This is a genomic window from Oceanimonas sp. MB9, assembly GCF_011319775.1.
In the GTDB taxonomy this organism is placed as follows: domain Bacteria; phylum Pseudomonadota; class Gammaproteobacteria; order Enterobacterales; family Aeromonadaceae; genus Oceanimonas; species Oceanimonas doudoroffii.
Genome location: NZ_VFBE01000003.1, coordinates 124,261 through 144,402, shown reverse-complemented (window position 1 = coordinate 144,402; position 20,142 = coordinate 124,261). Strand labels below are relative to the sequence as shown.

General features: G+C 61.5%; 21 protein-coding genes. 14 read left to right on the top strand and 7 right to left on the bottom strand.

What is annotated here, in order from left to right; all coding sequences use genetic code 11:
• Nucleotides 1-340: 340 nt before the first annotated feature.
• The 13 genes from greB to OJHNALOF_RS02110 all read left to right on the top strand — a co-directional run bounded on the left by greB (nt 341) and on the right by OJHNALOF_RS02110 (nt 13,047).
• Complete coding sequence (gene greB / locus OJHNALOF_RS02170; RefSeq protein WP_094201157.1) at nt 341-823, top strand: transcription elongation factor GreB; 483 nt, start codon at nt 341-343, stop codon at nt 821-823.
• A 3-nt stretch (nt 824-826) separates the two neighbouring features.
• Nucleotides 827-3,151, top strand: a complete 2,325-nt coding sequence (locus OJHNALOF_RS02165; RefSeq protein ID WP_165661020.1) for a Tex family protein — start codon at nt 827-829, stop codon at nt 3,149-3,151.
• A gap of 118 nt (nt 3,152-3,269) precedes the next feature.
• Nucleotides 3,270-4,508, top strand: coding sequence for an MFS transporter (locus OJHNALOF_RS02160; protein WP_165661019.1), 1,239 nt, complete (start codon nt 3,270-3,272; stop codon nt 4,506-4,508).
• 113 nt (nt 4,509-4,621) lie between these two features.
• Nucleotides 4,622-5,692: an ADP-ribosylglycohydrolase family protein gene (locus OJHNALOF_RS02155; RefSeq protein ID WP_165661018.1), complete on the top strand. Its 1,071-nt coding sequence runs from the start codon at nt 4,622-4,624 to the stop codon at nt 5,690-5,692.
• 29 nt (nt 5,693-5,721) lie between these two features.
• The gene (locus OJHNALOF_RS02150; RefSeq protein ID WP_240919619.1) at nt 5,722-6,435 is read left to right on the top strand and encodes a pseudouridine synthase; all 714 of its coding nucleotides are present in this window, start codon (nt 5,722-5,724) and stop codon (nt 6,433-6,435) included.
• Nucleotides 6,436-6,530: 95 nt separating this feature from the next.
• A complete protein-coding gene (locus tag OJHNALOF_RS02145) occupies nt 6,531-6,950 on the top strand; it encodes a GNAT family N-acetyltransferase (RefSeq protein WP_094201161.1) in 420 nt (139 codons plus the stop codon).
• A 182-nt stretch (nt 6,951-7,132) separates the two neighbouring features.
• A complete protein-coding gene (locus OJHNALOF_RS02140; RefSeq protein ID WP_165661017.1) occupies nt 7,133-8,695 on the top strand; it encodes a BCCT family transporter in 1,563 nt (520 codons plus the stop codon).
• Nucleotides 8,696-8,874: 179 nt separating this feature from the next.
• On the top strand, nt 8,875-9,276 hold the full coding sequence (locus tag OJHNALOF_RS02135; protein ID WP_165661016.1) for a DUF2170 family protein: 402 nt from the start codon (nt 8,875-8,877) through the stop codon (nt 9,274-9,276).
• On the top strand, nt 9,273-9,959 hold the full coding sequence (locus OJHNALOF_RS02130; protein ID WP_165661015.1) for a PspA/IM30 family protein: 687 nt from the start codon (nt 9,273-9,275) through the stop codon (nt 9,957-9,959). The genes OJHNALOF_RS02135 and OJHNALOF_RS02130 overlap by 4 nt, the downstream gene beginning before the upstream one ends.
• 75 nt (nt 9,960-10,034) lie before the next feature.
• On the top strand, nt 10,035-10,676 hold the full coding sequence (locus OJHNALOF_RS02125; protein ID WP_165661014.1) for a YjfK family protein: 642 nt from the start codon (nt 10,035-10,037) through the stop codon (nt 10,674-10,676).
• A 161-nt stretch (nt 10,677-10,837) separates the two neighbouring features.
• Entirely contained in the window at nt 10,838-11,254 is a 417-nt protein-coding gene (locus OJHNALOF_RS02120) for a DUF350 domain-containing protein (protein WP_094201166.1), read from the top strand.
• A 9-nt stretch (nt 11,255-11,263) separates the two neighbouring features.
• Nucleotides 11,264-11,881, top strand: coding sequence for a DUF1190 domain-containing protein (locus tag OJHNALOF_RS02115; protein WP_165661013.1), 618 nt, complete (start codon nt 11,264-11,266; stop codon nt 11,879-11,881).
• On the top strand, nt 11,881-13,047 hold the full coding sequence (locus OJHNALOF_RS02110; RefSeq protein ID WP_165661012.1) for a glutathionylspermidine synthase family protein: 1,167 nt from the start codon (nt 11,881-11,883) through the stop codon (nt 13,045-13,047). The genes OJHNALOF_RS02115 and OJHNALOF_RS02110 overlap by 1 nt, the downstream gene beginning before the upstream one ends.
• A 125-nt stretch (nt 13,048-13,172) precedes the next feature.
• Here the strand turns inward: OJHNALOF_RS02110 and OJHNALOF_RS02105 are convergent, their stop codons facing one another.
• The 3 genes from OJHNALOF_RS02105 to OJHNALOF_RS02095 form a co-directional block, all read right to left on the bottom strand.
• A complete protein-coding gene (locus OJHNALOF_RS02105) occupies nt 13,173-14,153 on the bottom strand; it encodes a porin (RefSeq protein ID WP_165661011.1) in 981 nt (326 codons plus the stop codon).
• Between the two features lie 80 nt (nt 14,154-14,233).
• Nucleotides 14,234-14,530: a hypothetical protein gene (locus OJHNALOF_RS02100; protein WP_094201170.1), complete on the bottom strand. Its 297-nt coding sequence runs from the start codon at nt 14,528-14,530 to the stop codon at nt 14,234-14,236.
• A gap of 405 nt (nt 14,531-14,935) precedes the next feature.
• Nucleotides 14,936-15,670 carry an endonuclease/exonuclease/phosphatase family protein gene (locus OJHNALOF_RS02095; RefSeq protein ID WP_165661010.1) on the bottom strand — a complete coding sequence of 245 codons (735 nt, stop codon included), beginning with the start codon at nt 15,668-15,670 and terminating at the stop codon, nt 14,936-14,938.
• 97 nt (nt 15,671-15,767) lie between these two features.
• On the opposite strand from OJHNALOF_RS02095, the gene OJHNALOF_RS02090 reads away from it, so the two are divergent.
• Nucleotides 15,768-16,142, top strand: coding sequence for a VOC family protein (locus OJHNALOF_RS02090; RefSeq protein WP_165661009.1), 375 nt, complete (start codon nt 15,768-15,770; stop codon nt 16,140-16,142).
• A 97-nt stretch (nt 16,143-16,239) separates the two neighbouring features.
• Here OJHNALOF_RS02090 and cyoE read toward each other — a convergent pair whose 3' ends face one another.
• The 4 genes from cyoE to cyoB form a co-directional block, all read right to left on the bottom strand.
• Nucleotides 16,240-17,127, bottom strand: a complete 888-nt coding sequence (gene cyoE / locus OJHNALOF_RS02085; RefSeq protein ID WP_165661008.1) for a heme o synthase — start codon at nt 17,125-17,127, stop codon at nt 16,240-16,242.
• Nucleotides 17,128-17,221: 94 nt separating this feature from the next.
• Complete coding sequence (gene cyoD, locus OJHNALOF_RS02080) at nt 17,222-17,542, bottom strand: cytochrome o ubiquinol oxidase subunit IV (protein ID WP_094201174.1); 321 nt, start codon at nt 17,540-17,542, stop codon at nt 17,222-17,224.
• The gene (gene cyoC / locus OJHNALOF_RS02075; protein ID WP_094201175.1) at nt 17,539-18,159 is read right to left on the bottom strand and encodes a cytochrome o ubiquinol oxidase subunit III; all 621 of its coding nucleotides are present in this window, start codon (nt 18,157-18,159) and stop codon (nt 17,539-17,541) included. The genes cyoD and cyoC overlap by 4 nt, the downstream gene beginning before the upstream one ends.
• Nucleotides 18,159-20,141 (bottom strand): cytochrome o ubiquinol oxidase subunit I, encoded by a 1,983-nt coding sequence (gene cyoB / locus OJHNALOF_RS02070; protein WP_094201176.1) that lies wholly within the window; start codon nt 20,139-20,141, stop codon nt 18,159-18,161. Before cyoB ends, cyoC begins: the two co-directional genes overlap by 1 nt.
• Nucleotide 20,142 lies beyond the last annotated feature (1 nt).

Sequence of the window (20,142 nt, the reverse complement as noted above, 5' to 3'; positions counted from 1 at the left end):
GACGGCCAGCCTGTCAGTTAACCAAGGTAAGAGTCGGTTACAGCACCCGGGCCAGCACGGGCGCAAGCAACACCATGGCGATGCCGGTAAACATCATGGCCAGGCTGGCCACCACACCGGGCGTCAGGCTGATCCCCCTTGATTCAGCCACACTGCGCGGCGGCCTTCGGTGATTTGGCGGAAAAAGACAACCTTGTCCCCTGCGACCCAGGCCATGATGCAGCTGGTGCGAGAACGCTTTGCCAGCGCCCCGAATCCTCATGCCTAGCCTTCCCCGACCTTTTCTCTTGCTCTGCTCTGACGCACAATAACCGCCATTGTCGAGCCACGAGTCAGTTCAATGAAAACCAATCTGATCACCCGCGCCGGCTGGCACAAGCTGGACGACGAGCTCAAACACCTGTGGAAGGTGGAACGCCCTGCCGTGACCCAGTCGGTGTCGGAAGCCGCCGCCCTTGGCGATCGCAGCGAAAACGCCGAATACATCTACGGCAAGAAGCGGTTAAGGGAAATCGACCGCCGAGTTCGCTACCTGATGAAGCGGCTGGAGGCGGTGAAAATCATCGATTATGACCCGCGCCAGGACGGCAAAGTGTTTTTTGGCGCCTGGGTCGAGCTGGAAAACGAAGCGGGCGAGATTGCCCGTTACCGCATCGTCGGCCCCGACGAAATCGACACCAAAAACAATCACATCACCATCGACTCGCCCATGGCCCGGGCGTTGATCGGCAAGCAGGTGGACGACGAAGTGCAGGTCCGCACGCCTTCCGGCATGAAGGAATGGTACGTCAACCACATTCGCTACACCCCTTTTGAAGATTAATTTATGACCAATATCAATCACATTCTGGCGCAGGAACTGGGCGTGGCCCAGGCGCAGGTTAACGCCGCCGTGGGCCTGCTCGACGAGGGCGCCACGGTTCCCTTTATTGCCCGTTACCGCAAGGAAGTCACCGGCGGCCTGGACGACACCCAGCTGCGCAACCTCGACAGCCGGCTGGGCTACCTGCGCGAGCTGGAAGACAGACGCGCGGTGATCCTCAAGTCCGTAGACGAGCAGGGCAAGCTGAGCCCGGAACTGAAGGCCGAACTGCTGTCCGCCGACACCAAGACCCGGCTGGAAGATCTCTACCTGCCCTTTAAGCCCAAACGCCGCACCAAGGGCCAGATGGCCATTGAAGCCGGCCTGGCGCCCCTGGCCGACACCCTGTTTGACGACCCGAGCCAGGATCCCCAGGCCCTGGCCGAGCAGTTTATCAACTCCGACGCCGGCGTGGCCGATGCCAAGGCCGCCCTGGACGGCGCCAAATACATATTGATGGAGCGCCTGGCCGAGCAGGCGGATCTGCTGGAGGCGGTGCGCACTTACCTGCAACAGCACGGCCAGCTGCAGGCCCGCGTGGTGGAAGGCCAGGAGCAGAATGGTGCCAAATTCAAGGACTACTTCGAGCACCAGGAAGCCATCAGCAAGGCGCCGTCGCACCGGCTGCTGGCCATGCTGCGCGGCCGCAACGAAGGCGTGTTGTCTTTGGGGCTGGTGGTCGACACTGAAGCCGAGCGCCACCCCTGCGAGGCCATTATTGCCCACCACGCCGGCTGGCAGGACCAGGGCCGGCCCGCCGACAAGTGGCTGGCCGGGGTGTTCAGCTGGACCTGGCGGGTCAAGCTGTCTTTGCAGATGGAAACCGAGCTGCTGGGCCTGGCCCGGGAGCGGGCCGAAGAAGAGGCCATTCGCGTGTTTGCCCTGAACCTCAAGGATCTGCTGATGGCCGCCCCCGCCGGCGCCCGCGTCACCATGGGGCTGGATCCGGGCATTCGCACCGGGGTCAAGGTGGTGGTGGTGGATAACACCGGCAAGCTGCGCGAGCATGCCACCGTGTATCCGTTTCAGCCCCACAACAAGGTGGAGCAGAGCCTGCGCACGCTGGGGGAGCTGTGCCGTAAACACGGCGTCAACCTGGTGAGCATCGGCAATGGCACCGCCTCCCGGGAGACCGAACGGCTGGTGGAGCAACTGATGAAGCAAAGCCCTGAGCTGAAGCTGCAGAAGGTGGTGGTGAGCGAGGCCGGCGCCTCTGTCTATTCCGCCTCGGAACTCGCCGCCAACGAGTTCCCCGATCTCGATGTGTCTCTGCGCGGGGCCGTCTCCATCGCCCGTCGGTTGCAGGACCCGCTGGCCGAGCTGGTGAAGATTGATCCCAAGAGCATTGGTGTGGGCCAGTATCAGCACGATGTGTCCCAGACCCAGCTGGCCCGCAACCTGGATGCCGTGGTGGAAGACTGCGTCAACGCCGTGGGCGTGGACGTGAACATGGCCTCGGCACCACTGCTGGCCCGAGTATCCGGTCTGACTCCTACCCTGGCCCAGAACATCGTCAGCTACCGGGACGAGCAGGGCGTGTTTGCGGATCGCAAGCAGCTGCTCAAGGTGCCCCGCCTCGGCCCCAAGGCCTTTGAACAGTGCGCCGGCTTTTTGCGCATTCAGGGCGGCAACAACCCGCTGGATGCCTCGGCGGTGCACCCGGAAGCCTACCCCGTGGTCCAGCGTATGCTGGAGCGGCTCAAGCAGCCGGTAAAAGACGTGCTGGGCAACGCCGGTCTGCTCAAGACCCTGAACCCGAAAGACTACACCGACGAGCACTTCGGCCTGCCCACGGTGCAGGACATCCTCAAGGAGCTGGACAAACCAGGCCGGGACCCCCGCCCCGAGTTCAAGACCGCCCGCTTTATGGACGGGGTGGAAAAGCCCGCAGATCTCATTCCCGACATGGTGCTGGAAGGGGTGGTGACCAATGTCACCAACTTTGGCGCCTTTGTGGATGTCGGCGTGCATCAGGACGGCCTGGTGCATATCTCGGCGCTCACCGACCGCTTTGTGCAGGACCCGCGCGAGGTGGTGAAGGCCGGCGATATCGTCCGGGTGAAGGTGCTGGAGGTGGATCTGCAGCGTAACCGCATTGCCCTGACCATGCGCCTGGATCAGAGTGCCGCCGAGCATGCCGAGGGCAAGAGCGCGCCGCGCCGGGACGATCGCAGCCGGGGCGGCAAACCCGCGAGCCAGCGCCAACAGCGCCCGGCCCGCCGGGAGCAACCGGCTCCGCAAGGCGCCATGGGCGCGGCCCTGGCGGCGGCACTGCAAAAGAAAAAGTAAGGCGATTGCCGTCATCACACCAACGCGGGCCTCGGCCCGCGTTTTCATTTTTGCAGCAAAACAACCCCGGCGGTGCTGTCTATAGTGAGAGCATCGCGTTCGGCACAAGGACATTGCCATGACCACCCTTACCCTTAAAAACCGTGCCGCCTGGTCCTGGGCACTGTACGACTGGGCCAACTCCACCTTTGCCACCACGGTGCTGGCCGGCTTTTTTCCGGTGCTGTTCAAGCAATACTGGGCCGGAGAGATGGCGGCAGCCCAAAGCACCTTCTGGCTGGGGCTGTTCAGCTCGGCAGCCAGCCTGCTGGTGATGCTGATGTCCCCCTGGCTGGGGGCGGTGGCCGACCGGCGCGGAGCCAAGAAGCGCCTGCTGCTGCTGTTCACCCTGATCGGCGTGTTGCCCACCCTGGGGCTGTTCTGGGCCGGCGAGGGCCAGTGGTTGCTGGCGGCGCTGCTGTTCGCCGCCGCCAGCGTCGGCTTCTTTGGCGGCCTCACCTTCTACGACGCCCTGCTGGTGGACGTGGCCGCTCCGCAAGAGAGCGACCGGGTCTCGGCCTGGGGTTACGCCCTGGGCTACCTGGGCGGCGGCCTGCTGTTTGCACTCAACGTACTGATGGCCACTCAGCCCGAATGGTTCGGCCTGACCTCGGCCACCCAGGCGGTGAAGGTCTCCTTCGTGATGGTGGCTGCCTGGTGGACCCTGTTCGCCCTGCCGCTGTTCCTCTGGGTGAAGGAGAGGCCCGCCAGCGCCAGCGACGGCACCGGCTTCGCTGCCCTGCTGGCCATACTGAGACGGGCGGTCAAGACCCCGGGGGTGCTGACCTTCCTTATCGCCTACTGGCTCTATATCGACGGGGTGCACACCATCATCCGCATGGCGGTGGACTTCGGCATGGCCCTGGGCTTTGCCAGCAACAGCCTGATCGTCGCCCTGCTGCTGGTGCAGTTTGTCGCCTTTCCCGCCGCCGTGGCCTTTGGCTACCTGAGCGAGTACATCGGTACCAAACGGGCCATCTATCTGGGGCTGCTGGTCTATGCGCTGGTCACCGCCGGCGGCTATGCCATGCAGACCGAGGGCCAGTTCTTCCTGCTGGCCGGCGCCATCGGCCTGGTGCAGGGCGGGGTTCAGGCGCTGTCCCGTTCCTTCTACGCCCGGCTGATCCCCGCCGATCAGGCCGGCGCCTACTTTGGCCTGTTCAACATGATAGGCAAGTTCGCGGCGGTGCTGGGCCCCCTGCTGGTTGGGGTGGTGGCGCTGGTGAGCGGCAGCAACCGGTTGTCCATCCTCAGCCTGCTGGTACTGTTCGTGCTCGGGGCCGTGCTGCTGGCCCGGGTGCGCGAGCCCGGCCACTGAACACGGGCCGCCACGGTCTGAACTCAATTCCGCTGACGTGGCTTCCAGGACGGCCCGGCATTCCTCGCCATGGCATATAGTGAGGACAGATCCATCATCATGAGGAAGAGAGCATGACGCCACTGCAGGACAGGGCCGCCGGTGCCCTGATGGGGGCCTTTATCGGTGAGGCGCTGGGCGTGGGGCCGCACTGGTATTACGATCTCGGCGCCCTGCGCCGGGATCACGGCCACTGGATCAGTGACTACACCAGTCCCCTGCCCGGCCGCTATCATGAAGGCCTGCAGGCCGGCGACGGCACTCAGCCCGCCTTTATTCTCAAGCTGCTGCTGGGCTCCCTGGTGGACTGCAACGGCTACGATCACACCAACTTCTGCCACCGGCTTGACCAGCAACTGCTGCCGCTGCTGGATGGCAGCCCCAGCAATGGCCCCGGCGGCTACACCAGCCAGTCGATACGGGATGCCTGGCACCAGCGGGTGGAGCAACGACTGCCCTGGAGCGACTGCGGCGGCCATGCCGACACCACGGAAGCCATTGAACGCACCCTGGCGCTGGCGGTGCGCTACGCCACCCAGCCCGCCCGGCTGGCGCACACCGTGGCGGCCAATGCGGTGATCACCCAAAGTGACGACAGCATACTGGCGATGACGGTGGCCTATGGCGCCGTGCTCGGCCAGCTGGTGCAGGGCCAGCCCCTGAACGGGGAAGTCTCGGGCAAGCTGATGGCACTGGTTGCCGGCGGCGAGCTGCCCTTTCATGCGGTCACCACCCAGAGGCTGAACCCGCCCGCCCCCGGCGCCAAGCCATCCCGGGCCGGCAACTTTGCTTCCCCTGATGCCCTGCTCACCCCCTCTTGTGTGGCCCAGGCCGCCCTGGATCCCGGGGTGCGCATTGAACCGGCCTGGAAGGTGTCACTGGTCTATGGCATGCCCTGCGCCAGCTATCATGTGCTGCCGGCGGTCTATTACCTGGCGGCGCGTTTTCATGATGACTTTGAATCGGCGGTGCTGCACGCCATCAACGGCGGCGGTCAGAATCAGGCCCGCGCCATGCTCACCGGCGCCCTGGCAGGGGCGCAGTGCGGCTTGTCGGGCATTCCCGAGCGCTTTATCACCGGCCTGACCGATGACAACCTGCTTCCCCTGTGCCGGACGCTGGCCCTGCAAATAACGCCGGCGTGACCTGAAGGTTTGGTGGCTGTCGTGCGATAATGGCGCTCTTTGCCAGCACCCTGAACGCCATGCGACTCGATAAATTCATCTGCAAAAGCACCGAGCTGAGCCGGGCCGAGGCCAGACGGGCCATTCATGCAGGCCTTGCCCTGGTCAACGGCGCAGCGGTCACCCATGAGGAGGCCCAGGTGCATGAAAACAACCACATTACCCTGGACGGCCAGCGGCTCAAGCCCCGGCCTTCCCGTTACTTTATGATGCACAAGCCCGCCGGTACCCTGTGCTCCAACGTGGACGGAGCCTATCCGTCGCTGTTTCGCGGGCTGAACATAGACAAGCCCGACGAGCTGCATATTGTCGGCCGCCTCGATGCCGACACCACCGGCCTGGTGCTGCTGACCGATGACGGCCGCTGGTCGTTCAATATCACTCACCCTCAGCGGCAATGTGACAAGGTATACCGGGTCAGCCTGCGGGATCCGCTGAATGAGCAGGTGGCGCACCGCTTTGCCCAGGGACTGCAATTACAGGGAGAAAACGCCCCCACCCTGCCGGCCAGGCTGGAGTCCATCGCTCCCAGGGAGGTGTTATTGACCATTACCGAAGGCCGTTTTCATCAGGTCAAGCGCATGTTTGCGGCGGTCGGCAACCGGGTCACCGGCCTGCACCGGGAGCAAATCGGCAACATTCGGCTGAATGTGCCGGTGGGCCAGTGGCGCGCCCTGACTCCGAATGAGGTGGCCGGGGCCTGATATGGCCAAAGGCTACGCACAAAGCCTGCATACTTGCACAAACCCGGATAACATGATGGTGTCTTTCCCTTATCAATTAATACCTGGAGTCAGCCATGCACATTGAACTCGTCTCTTTTGATCACGAGCACCAGCCGGCCATTCGCGCCGTGCGCAACGCCGTGTTTATTCAGGAGCAGCACATCAGTCCGGAGCTGGAGTTCGACGGCCTGGATGAAGACGCCCTTCATGTGCTGATCAAGGTTGATGGCGAATGGGCAGCCACCGGCCGCATGCTGGACGACGGCCATATCGGTCGCATCGCCGTGCGCAAGGAATTCCGCGCCAAGGGACTGGGCGCCAGGGTGGTACAGGCACTGGTGGACGAAGCCGCTCGCCGGGGTCAGGAGCGGGTATATCTGGGGGCGCAAAAATACGCCACCGGCTTCTACCGAAAGCTGGGCTTCACTCCTTACGGAGACGAATTTCTTGATGCCGGCATCGTGCATGTGCACATGGAAAAAGCACTGCAGTAAGCTTGCACAAAACCAATAAAAACCCTATAAAAACAGAATATTATCTTATCAAGCCGGCACTTTTCCGCCGTTATATTCCGGTAATGGCGTGCCGGCCGTTTGTTTTGCATTCTAATCAAATTTCACTTTTTAGCGCTTTTTCCGTACAATTGGCGCGTTCATGCATTGAACAAAGTGAATTGATGAAAGTTTCCAACCTCAGCTTTACCGAGCAGAGGCTGGTGGCCGGCCTAAGCGGCGGCTTCCTGCTTCTTTTCGTGATCCTCGCCTTTTTTGACCTGCAACGAATGACCCAATGGATTAACCAGGGCTTTGCCTGGACCCTTGATGTATTTGGTCCTCTGTGGCAGGTGTGGATGCTGGCCAACCTGGTCATTGCCCTGGTGCTGGGCCTGACCCGCTACGGTGACATTCGCCTGGGCGGCGCCGTGGCCCCCGACAGCTCCACCTTTCGCTGGCTGGCGGTGATCATGTGCACCCTGCTGGCCGGTGGCGGCGTATTCTGGTCCGCCGCCGAGCCCATGTATCACTTTGTGACCACACCGCCGCTGTTTGCCGACGCCGACAGCGGCGTGTCGGCGGTGTCGGCCGCCCTGGCCCAGAGCTTTATGCACTGGGGTTTTCTGGCCTGGGCTGCCCTCGGCACCCTGTCGGCCATCGTGGTGGTGTACGCCCACTATCACAAGGGGCTGGCCATGCGCCCACGCACCCTGCTCTATCCACTGCTGGGGGACAAGGTGGAAAGCCACTGGCTGGGCACCCTGGCCGACGTGGTCTCCATTATCGCCGTGGCCGCCGGCACCATTGGCCCCATCGGTTTTCTCGCCACCCAGCTGGGTTTCAGCTTTGAGGCGCTGCTGGGCTGGGACAACAGCTACGGCCTGCAACTGGCGATTCTGGGCGGCCTGGTGCTTATCTACACCCTGTCGGCCTCTACCGGCATAGACAAGGGCATTCAGTGGCTGTCGAGTGCCAACGTGGTGCTGGCGGTGGTGCTGCTGGCCATTATTCTGCTGGCGGGCCCGGGCAACTTCATCATTGACGCCTTCCTCAACGGCATGGGCGTGTATCTGCAGGACTTTATGCCCATGGCCCTGAACCGGCAGGACGACGCCTGGCTGGGCTGGTGGACCCTGTTCTTCTGGGGCTGGTTTATCGGTTACGGCCCCATGATGGCGCTGTTTATCGCCCGCATCTCCCGAGGCCGCTCCCTGCGTGAGCTGGTGATGGCGGTGGCCATCATGGCCCCCCTGGTCACCAACTTCTGGTTCTCCAGCATCGGCGGCGCCGGCATCTTCTACGAGCAGGCCGCCGCCGGCGTGGTGTCGGGCCCGCTGCAGGAAAACGGCCTGCCCGCGGCCCTGCTGGCGGTAACCCAGCAACTGCCCCTGGCCGAGCTGATGGTGCCCGCGTTTCTGGTGCTCACGGTGATCTTCGTGGCCACCACGGGTGACTCCATGGCCTATTCCATCGCCATGGCCATCAGCGGCGACCACACCCCGCGCACCAGCCAGCGCATTTTCTGGGCCCTGACCATGGGGCTGGTAGCGGCGGTGCTGCTGCGCATGGGCGAAGGCGGCATCAATGCGCTACAGTCCTTTATCGTGATCACCGCGGCCCCGGTGTCGCTGCTGCTGCTGCCGGTGCTCTGGACCGGTCCGCGCATGGCCCACGCCATGGCCTATGAGCAGGGCATCGTCACCGAGGCGCCCCGAGGCAAGACGGTGAGCGAGAGCGCCTCCTGATCCCACTTCGGCGAGGTCCCTTCGGATCTCGCCGGTCTCATTGCTACGGTCTGCCAACCCGACAGCCGCCGCGCCCTGCCCTCGCAACGCGCTCAAACAACATCCTGATTCGTGTAGCTTTTGGAACCATCTTTGTTCTATCTTGTCTGGGTTATGGCCCATACAACACGGAGCACCCCATGTCCTGGAACCTGGAACAACTGCACGACTTGCTGGCCAAACGCCAAGGCTGGCGCTGTTCACTTGAGCACGACTCCCTGCTGGTAACCAATGAAGAAGGGCTGGACGCCTTTCTGGCGGTATCCGGCGAGCAAATCATCGCCGAAACCCTGCTGTTTCCCGCCAGCGCCGTCAGCCATGCCGCCGCCCTCAACGACACCATATTACGCACCCATCAGTTGTTTCCCCTGACCACGGTGGGCATCAGTCATATCAACGGCGACGACTACTACATTGCCTTTGGTGCCCTGTCGTCGGGGTCAAAGGAAGAGAGCGTGCTCATCGAAGTGGAAACGTTGTTCCGCAACACCGAAGCCTTTCTCGAGCTCTATCAGGATCATCTGCAAGGAGTCAGCGCATGAGCGTATGGAAAAAACTGGTCACCGCCATCAAGGGCGGTGCCAACGAAGCCGCCGAAGCCGTGGCCGACAGCCAGGCCCTGCGCATTCTGGAGCAGGAAATTCGTGAAGCCAAACAGGAGCTGCGCCGCTCCGACGAGGCCCTGACCGGCATCATGGCCAAGCGCAAGCTGGCCCAGCAAAAGGTGGACGCCATCGGCGCCAGCATTGCCGAATATGAGGGCCACGCCCGGGCCGCCATGGCCAAGGAAAACCGCGACCTGGCGCTGGAATGTGCCCAGCGGGTGAGCGAGCTGAAAAACGAGCAGGACGCCGAAACCGCCTATCTGGAACAGTTCACCGCCTCCGAGCACACCCTGAAAGACAATATCGGCACCGCCAAGAATCGCCTGCGCCAGCTGGAACAGCAGCTGGATGTGGTCAGGGCCACCGACAGCGTGCAAAAGGCCCAGGCGGCGGTGTCGTCCCGCCACACCGGCGCCAACTCGCGCATGAAAACCGCGGTGGAGTCCCTGGATCGCATCAAGCAGAAGCAGACCCAACGTCAGGCCGAGCTGGACGTGGCCGCCGAGCGCGCCGCCAGCGAAAGTGGCGACGCCCTGGAACAAAAGTTGAAGAGCGCCGGCATCACCGGCAGCCAGTCGGCCGGGGCCGAAGACGAGCTGGCCCGCATTCTTGGCAAATAACCGGCGCTGCCGAGCAACACACTCCGCCGGCGATGCCACGAGCCGAACCGGCAACAAACAGACGGGGCAACTAACATGTTCGACTGGCTGAAAAAGAAAATGCAGCCCGCCGTGCCCGAGCGCGAGCCGGCCCCGGAAGTGCTGGGGCTGCGCCTGGGCGGCGGCGTCGAGCTGGACGCCCTGCGGCTGTCGCTGCTGGAAGATCAGGTGACCTTTGAGGGTGCCGCCAGCACCCAAATCATTCAGGCGGTGGGCCGGGTGATGCTGGATGAAAGCCACCAGCTGCTGCGCTTTTACACCGACGATGACGGCTTTGTACAGGTGCTGCTGAGCGGCGGCACCACCGACGACTGTGTGTCCGAGGTCAAGCTCTGGTACTTTTACCAGACCCGGCCGGTGGACGGCGACGCCGCCTGGAACCGCCTGCTGGAGAAAGAGCTGGTGCAGCCCGAGTGGGATCTGGATGGCCAGGCCTTCAGCAAGGCCTGGGACAATACGCGGCCGGTTGCCATGACCGAAACCACCTGGCTGCACAATGGTGGCCGCAGCGACACCGATCAGTTCGTGATGCTGTATGAGCGCCCCCTGAACAACGACGACGCCGAAATGCTGATGGTGGCCGGCGAGGAAAAGCTCAACGGCCCTCGCCCCGAACGCAGCCTGGTGCTGGCCACCGGTATCGATCTGAGCCCGACGGATTTTCGGTTTGTAAGCTGATGCTTGTCGGCCTTGATCAGCAAAGTAGGCTGGAATGAGCGAAGCGAATTCCGGCATGAAAGCGGCGGTGACCTGTTGGAATTCGCCGAGGCTCATTCCAACCTACGACTCCTGCAAAAAATGACAGATTTTCATATTCAAAACGGAATAAAAGGATATCCATGGACGCCTTGCTGACTTCTCTTTCGGGCCTAGGCCCCTTTGTGCTGTATTTCGGCCTTTCCATACTCATGCTGCTGGTGTTCAAGTGGCTCTATGTGCTGATCACCCCCTGGGACGAATGGCGGCTGATTCGAGAAAATCAGAACCTGGCGGCGGCCATTGCCCTGGTGGGCGCCGTTATCGGATTTTCCCTGGCCATAGCCAGCGCCGCCGCCAACTCGGTGTCGCTGCTCGATTTTGTGGTCTGGGGCGTGGTGGCGCTGGTGGCCCAGCTGCTGGCCTTTGCCCTGGTCAGGCTGATCTTTCTGCCTCGCGTGTCCGAACGCATCTGCGCCGGCCAGGTCTCCGCCGGCGCCGTGGTCGGTGGCCTGTCGGTGGCCGTGGGCCTGATCAACGCCGCCTGTATCACCTACTGAGGAGGGCCCATGAAACGCTCCCGACGCCAGCTGTTGACCAGCATGACACAACGCATCGGCAAGCCGGTGGGCGCCGCCCTGGCCGGCTCGGTGCTGCTCAGTGCCTGCGGCCAGAACGAGCCCGAGGTGCAGGTATATCAGTCGCCGGACGACTGCCACAACGACAATCCGGAACTGGCCGAACAGTGCCGGGCCGCCTATCAGCAGGCCCTGGTCGAATCTGCCGACACCGCCCCCAAATACGACCGTCAATACGACTGTGAAGCCGACTTCGGCGGCGGCAACTGCGTGCCCTACCAATATCAGGGCAACAACTGGTTTATGCCCGCCATGGCCGGATTTATGTTTGGCCGCCTGCTCGACCGGGATCGCTATATTCACCAGCCGGTTTATACCTCCTACAACCCCTACTCTCCCTACTACGGCCACTGGACCACGGCCGGCGGCTACCGGCTGGGCAAGGCCAGTTACGGCAAACGCATGCCGGTCAGTCGGGACGTGCTCAAACCCAAGCCCAAGGTCACCCGCACCATTTCCCGGGGCGGCTTTGGCTCCACCGCCCAGGCCAAGAGCAGCTGGAGCAGCAGCAAGCGCTCCGGCAGCCGTTCCCGGGGCTGGGGCGGCTGATGCTGCGGGTCGGTCACCGGGAACGCCCCCGCTGGCGCACCCAGGCAGAGCAACTGGGCTTTGGCTTTCACACCATGTATGGCGAGCCCTACTGGGACGAGACCGCCTATTACCAGTTCACCCTGGCCCAGATAGAGCGGGACCTGGAAGACCCCACTGCAGAGCTGCATCAGATGTGCCTGGAGGTGGTGGACCGGGTGGTACGTGACGAACGATTGCTGCGCCGCTGCGGCCTGCCGGCGGCTCGCTGGCAGGACATCGCCGATTCCTGGCACAGGCGCGATCCCAGCCTCTATTCCCGGCTGGATCTGGCCTACGACGGCCGCGGCCCGGCCAAGCTGTATGAAAACAACGCCGACACTCCCACCAGCCTGTTTGAGACCGCCTTCTGGCAGTGGCTGTGGCTGGAAGACAACGTCGATGCGGGCTGGCTCAGGCGGGACGCGGATCAGTTCAACCTGCTGCAGGAGCGGCTGGTGCGTCGCTTTGCCCGACTGGCTAAAGGCCATCCCGGCCAGCGGCTGCATTTCTCCTGCTGCAAGGACACGGATGAGGACAGGGGCACGGTACAGTATCTGGAAGACTGCGCCCGGGAAGCCGGGCTCGACACCGCCTTTGTGTTTGTGGAAGACATCGGCCTGGGGCAAGGCGGCTGGCTGACCGACAGCCAGAACAACACCATCGACTGGCTGTTCAAACTCTACCCTTGGGAGTTTATGTTTCAGGAACAATACGCCGAACACCTCACCCCCAGCCGGGTCAACTGGCTGGAGCCCATGTGGAAATCGGTGCTGTCCAACAAGGCGCTGCTGCCGCTGCTGTGGCAGCAGTTTCCCGGCCATCCCAACCTGTTACCCGCCTATTTCGGCGACGATCCCGCCCGTTCACAACTGCACGAATACGTGCAGAAGCCGCTGTTTTCCCGGGAAGGGGCCAATATTCGCATCGTGCGCCATGGCGAGGTGGTGGCCGAGGTAGACGGCCCCTACGGTGAGGAAGGCATGATCATTCAGGCCTGGCACCCGCTGCCGGTGTTTGGCGGCCGCCATGCGCTGGTAGGCAGCTGGCTGGTGGACGACGCCCCCGCCGGCATCGCCATGCGCGAAGACGAAAGCCCCATCACTCAGGATCTGTCCCGCTACCTGCCCCATATTATTTTGGGTTAATGAGTCTCCCTGATACTCGAGAAAGCGGTAACTTGGAATGAGGAACGAATCCCAACATGTCAGCCACGGCAATGTTGGAATTCGCTTCGCTCATTGCCAGCCTACGTCTGAGCCGATTATGTCTTTTAGAAGTAATACTGCAGCCCCACGCCGTAGAGATCGTCTTCACTGTCGGCGCGGTTCACCATATATTCGGCATACACCTTGGCCCTGGGCATCAGATAATATTCGGTGGCGAGGATCACCCTGTCTTCCCAACGCTCGCGAGCGGGCTGCTTCAGGCTCAGCCGGTTATAGCCCAGGCCCAGGGCCAGCTGCTTATAGCTGTAGGACAGCACCCCTTCCCAGTACTCAAAGCGAAAACGGTCGATGCAGCCCGGCCCAACCCAGCACACGTCCTGATAATCGGCCCGGCCCCGGGTCAGTGCCGCATAAAAGCCGCCCGGCGTCCGGTAACTCAGGCCCAGTGCCAGGTCGCGAATATCGCCGTTGGGCGCCCCCTGGTGCTGGTTTTCCGCCGCCAGCACAATGCCCAGGCCGTTGTTCGCCTGATAGCCGGCCGAGGCACCATACTGGGATTTGACCCCGCTGTTACCATCCTGCCTGTCGGCGTCGTTAGCGGCATAGCCGGCGCGCACATCCCAGCCGTCACTGGCCCAGGTCAGCTTGATCTGATCGTCCAGGGTGGACGTCGCCATATAGCCGTGACCGCCAAACAGATTGAACACGTCGGTCAGATCCCGCAACTGGTTAAAGGGACTGTCGCTGCGCCCGACGGTCAGCTCCAGCTCGTTCCTGATACGCACACCCAGCCAGGCTTCATCCGAGTAAATTTGGTCGCCGTAACGGGAGTCGCTGAGCAGATCCCAGCTCAGTTCACCAATCAGGATCACCTGCTCGTTCAGCCGGCCGGCACCGGACAGCCCCAGCGAAGCATGAGTATCGCCGCCAAAGGATTCGGCCCGGTAGCCCTGCTGATAGCCCAGGGCACCGAAATCCTGCTGAATTTTGCCGTGAAACGCCAACATCTGTTGTCGATCGTCGGTGCTCCAGGTCAGCGCCATGGCCGGCGCGGTGAAAAGAAGAAGGGAAAGAATCGCGCGCATCGTAAGAATTACCGGTTAACCATGAAAAAAGGGTGCTGCAATCAGCACCCTTTTACGTTACTCACTGACAAACTGGCTGATTAACGGCCGAAGTTTTTCTTGTAGGAGTACTCTTGACCGTTCACGTTCTTGTTGATGGTTACACCGTTCTCGGTCACCTGCTTGTCAACGGTGTAGGTATAGGTTTCGCCGTTGGCCTTGGTGACGGTCTTGGTGAAAGACACGGTGCCGTCTTCGGATACGGTCTTGTTCACTTCAACATTGGCGTAGCCGTTGTCGTAGCTGTTGTTGTACGAGTGGTTGCCACCGAAACCGGCGTTGGCGGACGCGGCGAGTACCAGTGCAGCTGCGGAAATAACCCATTTGGCTTTTTGCATTTTTATCTTCCTTATTATGTGCTTGACGTCTTGGTTCACGACTGGCGTGACCGCTGCGAAAAACGCCCGCAACCAGAGTGGCATTCAGGCCGGTGGGCCGCGGACAGGGTCAATGTACACACAAAACATTGAGCACAAAACAGCATTAATTATGTATACAAAAAGTGAAGCAAGGCGTTCTTTGCGACATTGGTGAGCGGTGAAATAAATCCTTTTGTAACCTTCACCTGATGTCGAAAACAATACTGACTAATGGGTCAAAAAAAGCATATTACGCTGGGTCAAGGTTTGTCACTGGGCCGAACCGGCTTCGAACGATAACCTTTTTAACCTTGTATTTACCGTGAAAAAACCAACCAAAACCCGCCCTTAAAGGATTTATCGGCTAAACCGGCGCATTTTCGCTCACAGCAGAAAATTCGCATGAATGGGATTATGGTCCGACACGCCGGGCATATTGATGGCGGTGGCCGAGCGCAGCTGCAGATCCCGATAGAAGATAAAGTCCAGGGGCTGGCGCAGATAGCTCTTCACATGGTGGGGGTTTTCCATCACCGCCTGGCGCAGGCCCACGGCCCGGCAGAATTGACGCAGATACAGCCGCCGCTGCCGGCTCCAGGCGTTGAAGTCGCCGGCCACGATCAGCGGACCCTGGTGGCGCAACAGTTCGGTTCGCAGCAACTCCATTTCGCTGATAAACAGGCTGGCGTGCACAAAGTTGATGGCGTGCATATTGGCCACCAGCAGGGTGCCGTCCTCAGGCAGCGGATGGCGGGTCAGCATCAGGCTTTTATGGGTGGCAAAACGCAGCTCCCGGCTGCGGCTCAGCAGCGGCACTATGTCATCAAAGGCGCAGCGTCCGGCGGTCAGCACGCCAAACAGCTGAGTGCGGGTCTGCATATTGGGGGCCACCGCCCAAGACCAGCCGTCCAGCCAGGCTTCGCCCCTCGGTGCCAGCCGGGCCTCCTGCAGCAACAGCAGGCTGGTAGGATACAACCCGGTCAACTCTGCCAGGCTGTGGTGAAAGCGCACATCCTGGGTCAGCTTCTGGGTGTTCCAGCACAGCACCCCTATCTCCTTGCCGGCCAGCGGCTGGTGTTGATGCAGCAACCGGCTGGGGGTAACACGGGGCCTCAGCATGGGATCTCGCCTTTGCAACGGAACATCATCGCCAAAGTGTAGGCCAGCACCGGCGAGCTCCTATACTGATCTCTCCGCACGCTTCAAGGAGAACATCATGAACCCCGTTGTCTGGTTTGAAATCTATGTGGCCGACCTGGCCCGCGCCCGTACCTTTTATGAAAAACTGCTCAAAATCACGCTGGAGCCGATGGAGCAGACGGAAGGCGACTGGCCGGAAATGTGGCTGTTCCCCGGTGAAGAGCAGGGCCAGGGCGCCTGCGGTGCCCTGGTGAAAATGGACGGTGTCGGTCCGGGTCCCGGCGGCACCCTGGTGTATCTGCACTGCGACGATTGCGCCGAACCCGCCGGCCGCGCCGCCAGTCTTGGTGGCGGCCTGATTCGGGACAAGTTCGCCATTGGCCCTTACGGTTTTATTGCGCTGATCAGCGACAGTGAAGGCAACATGATTGGGCTCCATTCCATGACCTGAGCGCCGGCAGAACGGAATGCAGCAAGAAGAAAACAGGAAAAAAGGACCGAAACGGCGGCTGCCGTTTCGGTCAAATGGGAGAGAAACGGAAAACGATTTACAACGACATCGCCAGCCACGCCTCGGGCGCGGTGCGAAAGTCAAACGCCATGGTAATGCTGATGGCGGTGATGGTAACAATGGACAGCACAAACACACGACGGGCCCAGCCCAGCTCCTCGGCGCCCCGGCGATAGCCGTTAAAGGCCATTACCAGCCACCACAGACTGGTGGCGCAGGCCACCGTCATAAAGGTGAGGCCGGTATAACCACTCAGCGGCAGCAGGGCGGTCACCACACAGAACAGGGCAATATAGAGCACGATCTGCCGCTTGGCCTTGGCCACCCCTTCCGCCACCGGCAGCACCGGAATATTGGCCGCCGCATAATCCTCGTAACGGAAAATGGCAATGGCGTAGGAATGGGGCATCTGCCACAAACTGAACATCAGCAGCAAAATGGCGGCACCGGCGTCAAACTGCCCGCTCACCGCACAGTAACCCACCACAGGTGGCACCGCGCCGGACAGGCTGCCCACCAGGGTGCCGTAGACCGAGGCCCGCTTCAGCCACAGGCTGTAAAAGCCCACATACACCACATAACCAAAGGCGGCAAAGCCGGTGGCCACTGCGTTGGTAAACCAGCCCAGCAGGCCAAAGCCCGCCACGCCCAGCACCAGACCATAGATCAGCGCGGTGCGTGCCGACAGCTCGCCGGTCACCGTGACCCGGTTTCGAGTGCGGCGCATGCGCGCGTCGATATCGCGGTCAATGCAGTTGTTCACGGCACAGCCGGACGCCACCACCAGTGACAACCCGAAAACGGTGGCCCACATCAGCGACCAGTCGATGTCGCCGCGGGCGGCCATGAAAAAGCCGCCGGCCACCGAGATCAGGTTGCCCATGATAATGCCCGGCTTGGTGACCTTGAGATAAGGCCGAATCATAGAATGCCCCTTGGGATGAAACCCGGTTTACCTGTGTTTGTGCATAACATCAGAGGAGTGCACCGGCCCGGGTCACTCCGGGCCGGAAGCCGCCTCAGTACATCATCATTTCGTTGGCGCTGAGGATGATCCACACCGACAGGCCCACCACCATCACGATAATGAGGGCGGAGAACAGGAACGCCACCGTGTTTTCCCGGCTGCCGGGCTTGAAGCTCAGGTGCAGGAAATACTTCAGGTGCACCACAATCTGTACAATGGCCAGGCCCACCACGGTGGCCAGGGTGGCCCCCGGGCTGAGCTCGCCGGTCATCACCGCCCAGAACGGAATGGCGGTCAGGATCACCGACAGCACAAAGCCGGTGAGATAGGACTTCACACTGCCGTGATCCACGGCGTCATGGTTGTGACTCATGCCATTGCCCCCATCAGATACACCACGGTAAATACACAGATCCAGACCACGTCGAGGAAGTGCCAGAACATGCTCAGGCAGCCCAGACGGGTCAGGGTGCGCGGGCCGGTGCCCCGCTTCACCAGCTCAATCATCAGCACCAACATCCACACCAGGCCGGCGGTCACGTGCAGACCGTGCATGCCCACCAGGGTGAAGAAGGAAGTGAGAAAGGCACTGCGGCTGGGGCCGTTACCAGACTCGATCAGGTGATGAAACTCATAGAGTTCCATACCGATAAAGGTGGCCCCCAACGCAAAGGTCACCAGCAGCCACAGCAGGGTCGAGCCCCGCTTGTGGTTGTGGCCGGCCAGCATGGCAAAGCCATAGGTGATGCTGGAGACCAGCAGCACCGCGGTTTCCACCGCCACAAATTTCAAATCGAACAGCTCGCGGCCGCCCGGGCCGCCGGCGGTGTTCATATAGAGCACCGCATAGGTGGCGAATACCGAAGCGAACAGCAGGCAGTCGGTCATCAGGTAGAGCCAGAACCCGAACAGGGTATTGCCCCCGGTGTCGTGGTGCTCTTCGTGGTGGTGCGCCTGCACCTGTTTGAGATCAACGGATACGGCTTCCATCAGGCCTCCTTCATCATCACGTTGCGCAGGTGTTCCTGCTCGATGCGCTCGACCTCGTCGGGCTGCACGTAATAGTCGGTGTCGGTGTCATAGGCCCGGCACAGGAAGATCACAAAGCTGGCCACCAGACCGGCGATCACCATCCACCAGATATGCCAGATGGCACCAAAGCCGGCGGCGGTCGCGGCCGCGCCAATCAGCACGCCGCAGGCGGTGTTCTTTGGCATGTGAATGGGCTGGTAGTTGCCCGCCTGGTAGGCGTCACCCTGTTCCTTCATGTCGGTAAAGGCGTCGATATCACGCACGCGCGGCAGTTTGGCGAAGTTGTAGAACTGGGGCGGTGACGCGGTGGACCATTCCAGGGTATGGCCGTTCCAGGGGTCACCGGTCAGATCCTTGTTCGCTTCGCGGTCACGGAAGGCTTTATAGAGCTGGTAGAACTGCACCACGATGCCAGCCAGAATAAACACGGCACCCACCGCGGCCAGATACAGCCAGAAGTTCCAGGCCGGGTTGTCGGTGCTGTTGAGGCGACGGGTCATGCCCAGGAAACCCAGCACATACAGCGGCATAAAGGCCACGTAGAAGCCGATCTGCCAGCACCAGAACGACACTCGGCCCAGCTTCTCGTCGAGGTGAAAGCCCATGGCCTTCGGGAACCAGAAGGCAAAGCCCGCCAGGTAACCGAACACGGCGCCACCAATGATGGTGTTGTGGAAATGGGCGATCAGGAACAGGCTGTTGTGCAGCACAAAGTCGGCGCCGGGCACCGCCAGCAATACACCGGTCATGCCACCAATGGTAAAGGTGGTCATAAAACCCAGGGTCCACAGCACCGGTACCGTCATGCGCAGGCGGCCGCGATACATGGTGAACAGCCAGTTGAACAGCTTCACCCCGGTGGGCACGGCAATGATCATGGTCATCACGCCAAAGAAGGCGTTGACGTTGGCACTGGAGCCCATGGTGAAGAAGTGGTGCAGCCACACGATAAAGCCCAGTACCGAGATGGCGCCACTGGCCCAGACCATGGAGTTGTAGCCAAACAGGCGCTTGCCGGTAAAGGTGGAGATCACTTCGGAGAAAATGCCAAAGGCCGGCAGGATCAGAATGTACACCTCGGGATGACCCCAGGCCCAGAACAGGTTGATGTACATCATGGCGTTGCCGCCGGCGTCGTTGGTAAAGAAGTGGAAGTCCAGGTAACGGTCCAGGGTCAGCATGCCCAGCACCGCGGTCAGGATCGGGAAGGACGCCACGATCAGAATGTTGGCCCAGGTACAGGTCCAGGTGAAGATCGGCATCTGCATCAGCTTCATGCCCGGCGTACGCATTCTGAACACGGTCACCAGGAAGTTCACCCCGGTCAGCAGGGTACCGATACCGGAAATCTGCAACGCCCAGATGTAGTAGTCGACCCCCACGCCCGGACTGAAATCCAGCTCCGACAGCGGCGGATAGGCCACCCAGCCGGTCTTGGCGAATTCACCCAGACCGAGGGAGATGTTCACCAGCACGGCGCCGGACACCGCCAGCCAGAAGCTGAGGTTGTTGAGAAAAGGAAAGGCCACATCGCGGGCACCGATCTGCAGCGGCAGCACAATGTTCATCAGGCCGATCATGAATGGCATGGCCATAAAGATGATCATGATGACACCGTGGGCGGTGAAAATCTGGTCGTAGTGCTCGGGCGGCAGATAGCCGTCGGCCCCGTTGGTGGACAGCGCCAGTTGCGCCCGCATCATGATGGCGTCGGCAAAGCCGCGGATCAGCATGACAAAGGCCAGGATGATATACATGATGCCCAGCCGCTTGTGGTCCACCGAGGTGATCCAGTCGCGCCAGAGCACGCCCCACTTGTTGTAGCGGGTAACCAGAAAGGCGATCACCACGGCGGCGATGGCCACAACGCTCAGGGTTACCATGATAATGGGCTCATGGTAGGGCACGGCGTCGAGTGTGAGTTTACCTAATAACGACATA

Coding starts and splice junctions, on each gene's coding strand:
- greB (WP_094201157.1), top strand. CDS start 341: ATGAAAACCAATCTGATCACCCGCGCCGGCTGGCACAAGCTGGACGAC.
- OJHNALOF_RS02165 (WP_165661020.1), top strand. CDS start 827: ATGACCAATATCAATCACATTCTGGCGCAGGAACTGGGCGTGGCCCAG.
- OJHNALOF_RS02160 (WP_165661019.1), top strand. CDS start 3,270: ATGACCACCCTTACCCTTAAAAACCGTGCCGCCTGGTCCTGGGCACTG.
- OJHNALOF_RS02155 (WP_165661018.1), top strand. CDS start 4,622: ATGACGCCACTGCAGGACAGGGCCGCCGGTGCCCTGATGGGGGCCTTT.
- OJHNALOF_RS02150 (WP_240919619.1), top strand. CDS start 5,722: ATGGCGCTCTTTGCCAGCACCCTGAACGCCATGCGACTCGATAAATTC.
- OJHNALOF_RS02145 (WP_094201161.1), top strand. CDS start 6,531: ATGCACATTGAACTCGTCTCTTTTGATCACGAGCACCAGCCGGCCATT.
- OJHNALOF_RS02140 (WP_165661017.1), top strand. CDS start 7,133: ATGAAAGTTTCCAACCTCAGCTTTACCGAGCAGAGGCTGGTGGCCGGC.
- OJHNALOF_RS02135 (WP_165661016.1), top strand. CDS start 8,875: ATGTCCTGGAACCTGGAACAACTGCACGACTTGCTGGCCAAACGCCAA.
- OJHNALOF_RS02130 (WP_165661015.1), top strand. CDS start 9,273: ATGAGCGTATGGAAAAAACTGGTCACCGCCATCAAGGGCGGTGCCAAC.
- OJHNALOF_RS02125 (WP_165661014.1), top strand. CDS start 10,035: ATGTTCGACTGGCTGAAAAAGAAAATGCAGCCCGCCGTGCCCGAGCGC.
- OJHNALOF_RS02120 (WP_094201166.1), top strand. CDS start 10,838: ATGGACGCCTTGCTGACTTCTCTTTCGGGCCTAGGCCCCTTTGTGCTG.
- OJHNALOF_RS02115 (WP_165661013.1), top strand. CDS start 11,264: ATGAAACGCTCCCGACGCCAGCTGTTGACCAGCATGACACAACGCATC.
- OJHNALOF_RS02110 (WP_165661012.1), top strand. CDS start 11,881: ATGCTGCGGGTCGGTCACCGGGAACGCCCCCGCTGGCGCACCCAGGCA.
- OJHNALOF_RS02105 (WP_165661011.1), bottom strand. CDS start 14,153: ATGCGCGCGATTCTTTCCCTTCTTCTTTTCACCGCGCCGGCCATGGCG.
- OJHNALOF_RS02100 (WP_094201170.1), bottom strand. CDS start 14,530: ATGCAAAAAGCCAAATGGGTTATTTCCGCAGCTGCACTGGTACTCGCC.
- OJHNALOF_RS02095 (WP_165661010.1), bottom strand. CDS start 15,670: ATGCTGAGGCCCCGTGTTACCCCCAGCCGGTTGCTGCATCAACACCAG.
- OJHNALOF_RS02090 (WP_165661009.1), top strand. CDS start 15,768: ATGAACCCCGTTGTCTGGTTTGAAATCTATGTGGCCGACCTGGCCCGC.
- cyoE (WP_165661008.1), bottom strand. CDS start 17,127: ATGATTCGGCCTTATCTCAAGGTCACCAAGCCGGGCATTATCATGGGC.
- cyoD (WP_094201174.1), bottom strand. CDS start 17,542: ATGAGTCACAACCATGACGCCGTGGATCACGGCAGTGTGAAGTCCTAT.
- cyoC (WP_094201175.1), bottom strand. CDS start 18,159: ATGGAAGCCGTATCCGTTGATCTCAAACAGGTGCAGGCGCACCACCAC.
- cyoB (WP_094201176.1), bottom strand. CDS start 20,141: ATGTCGTTATTAGGTAAACTCACACTCGACGCCGTGCCCTACCATGAG.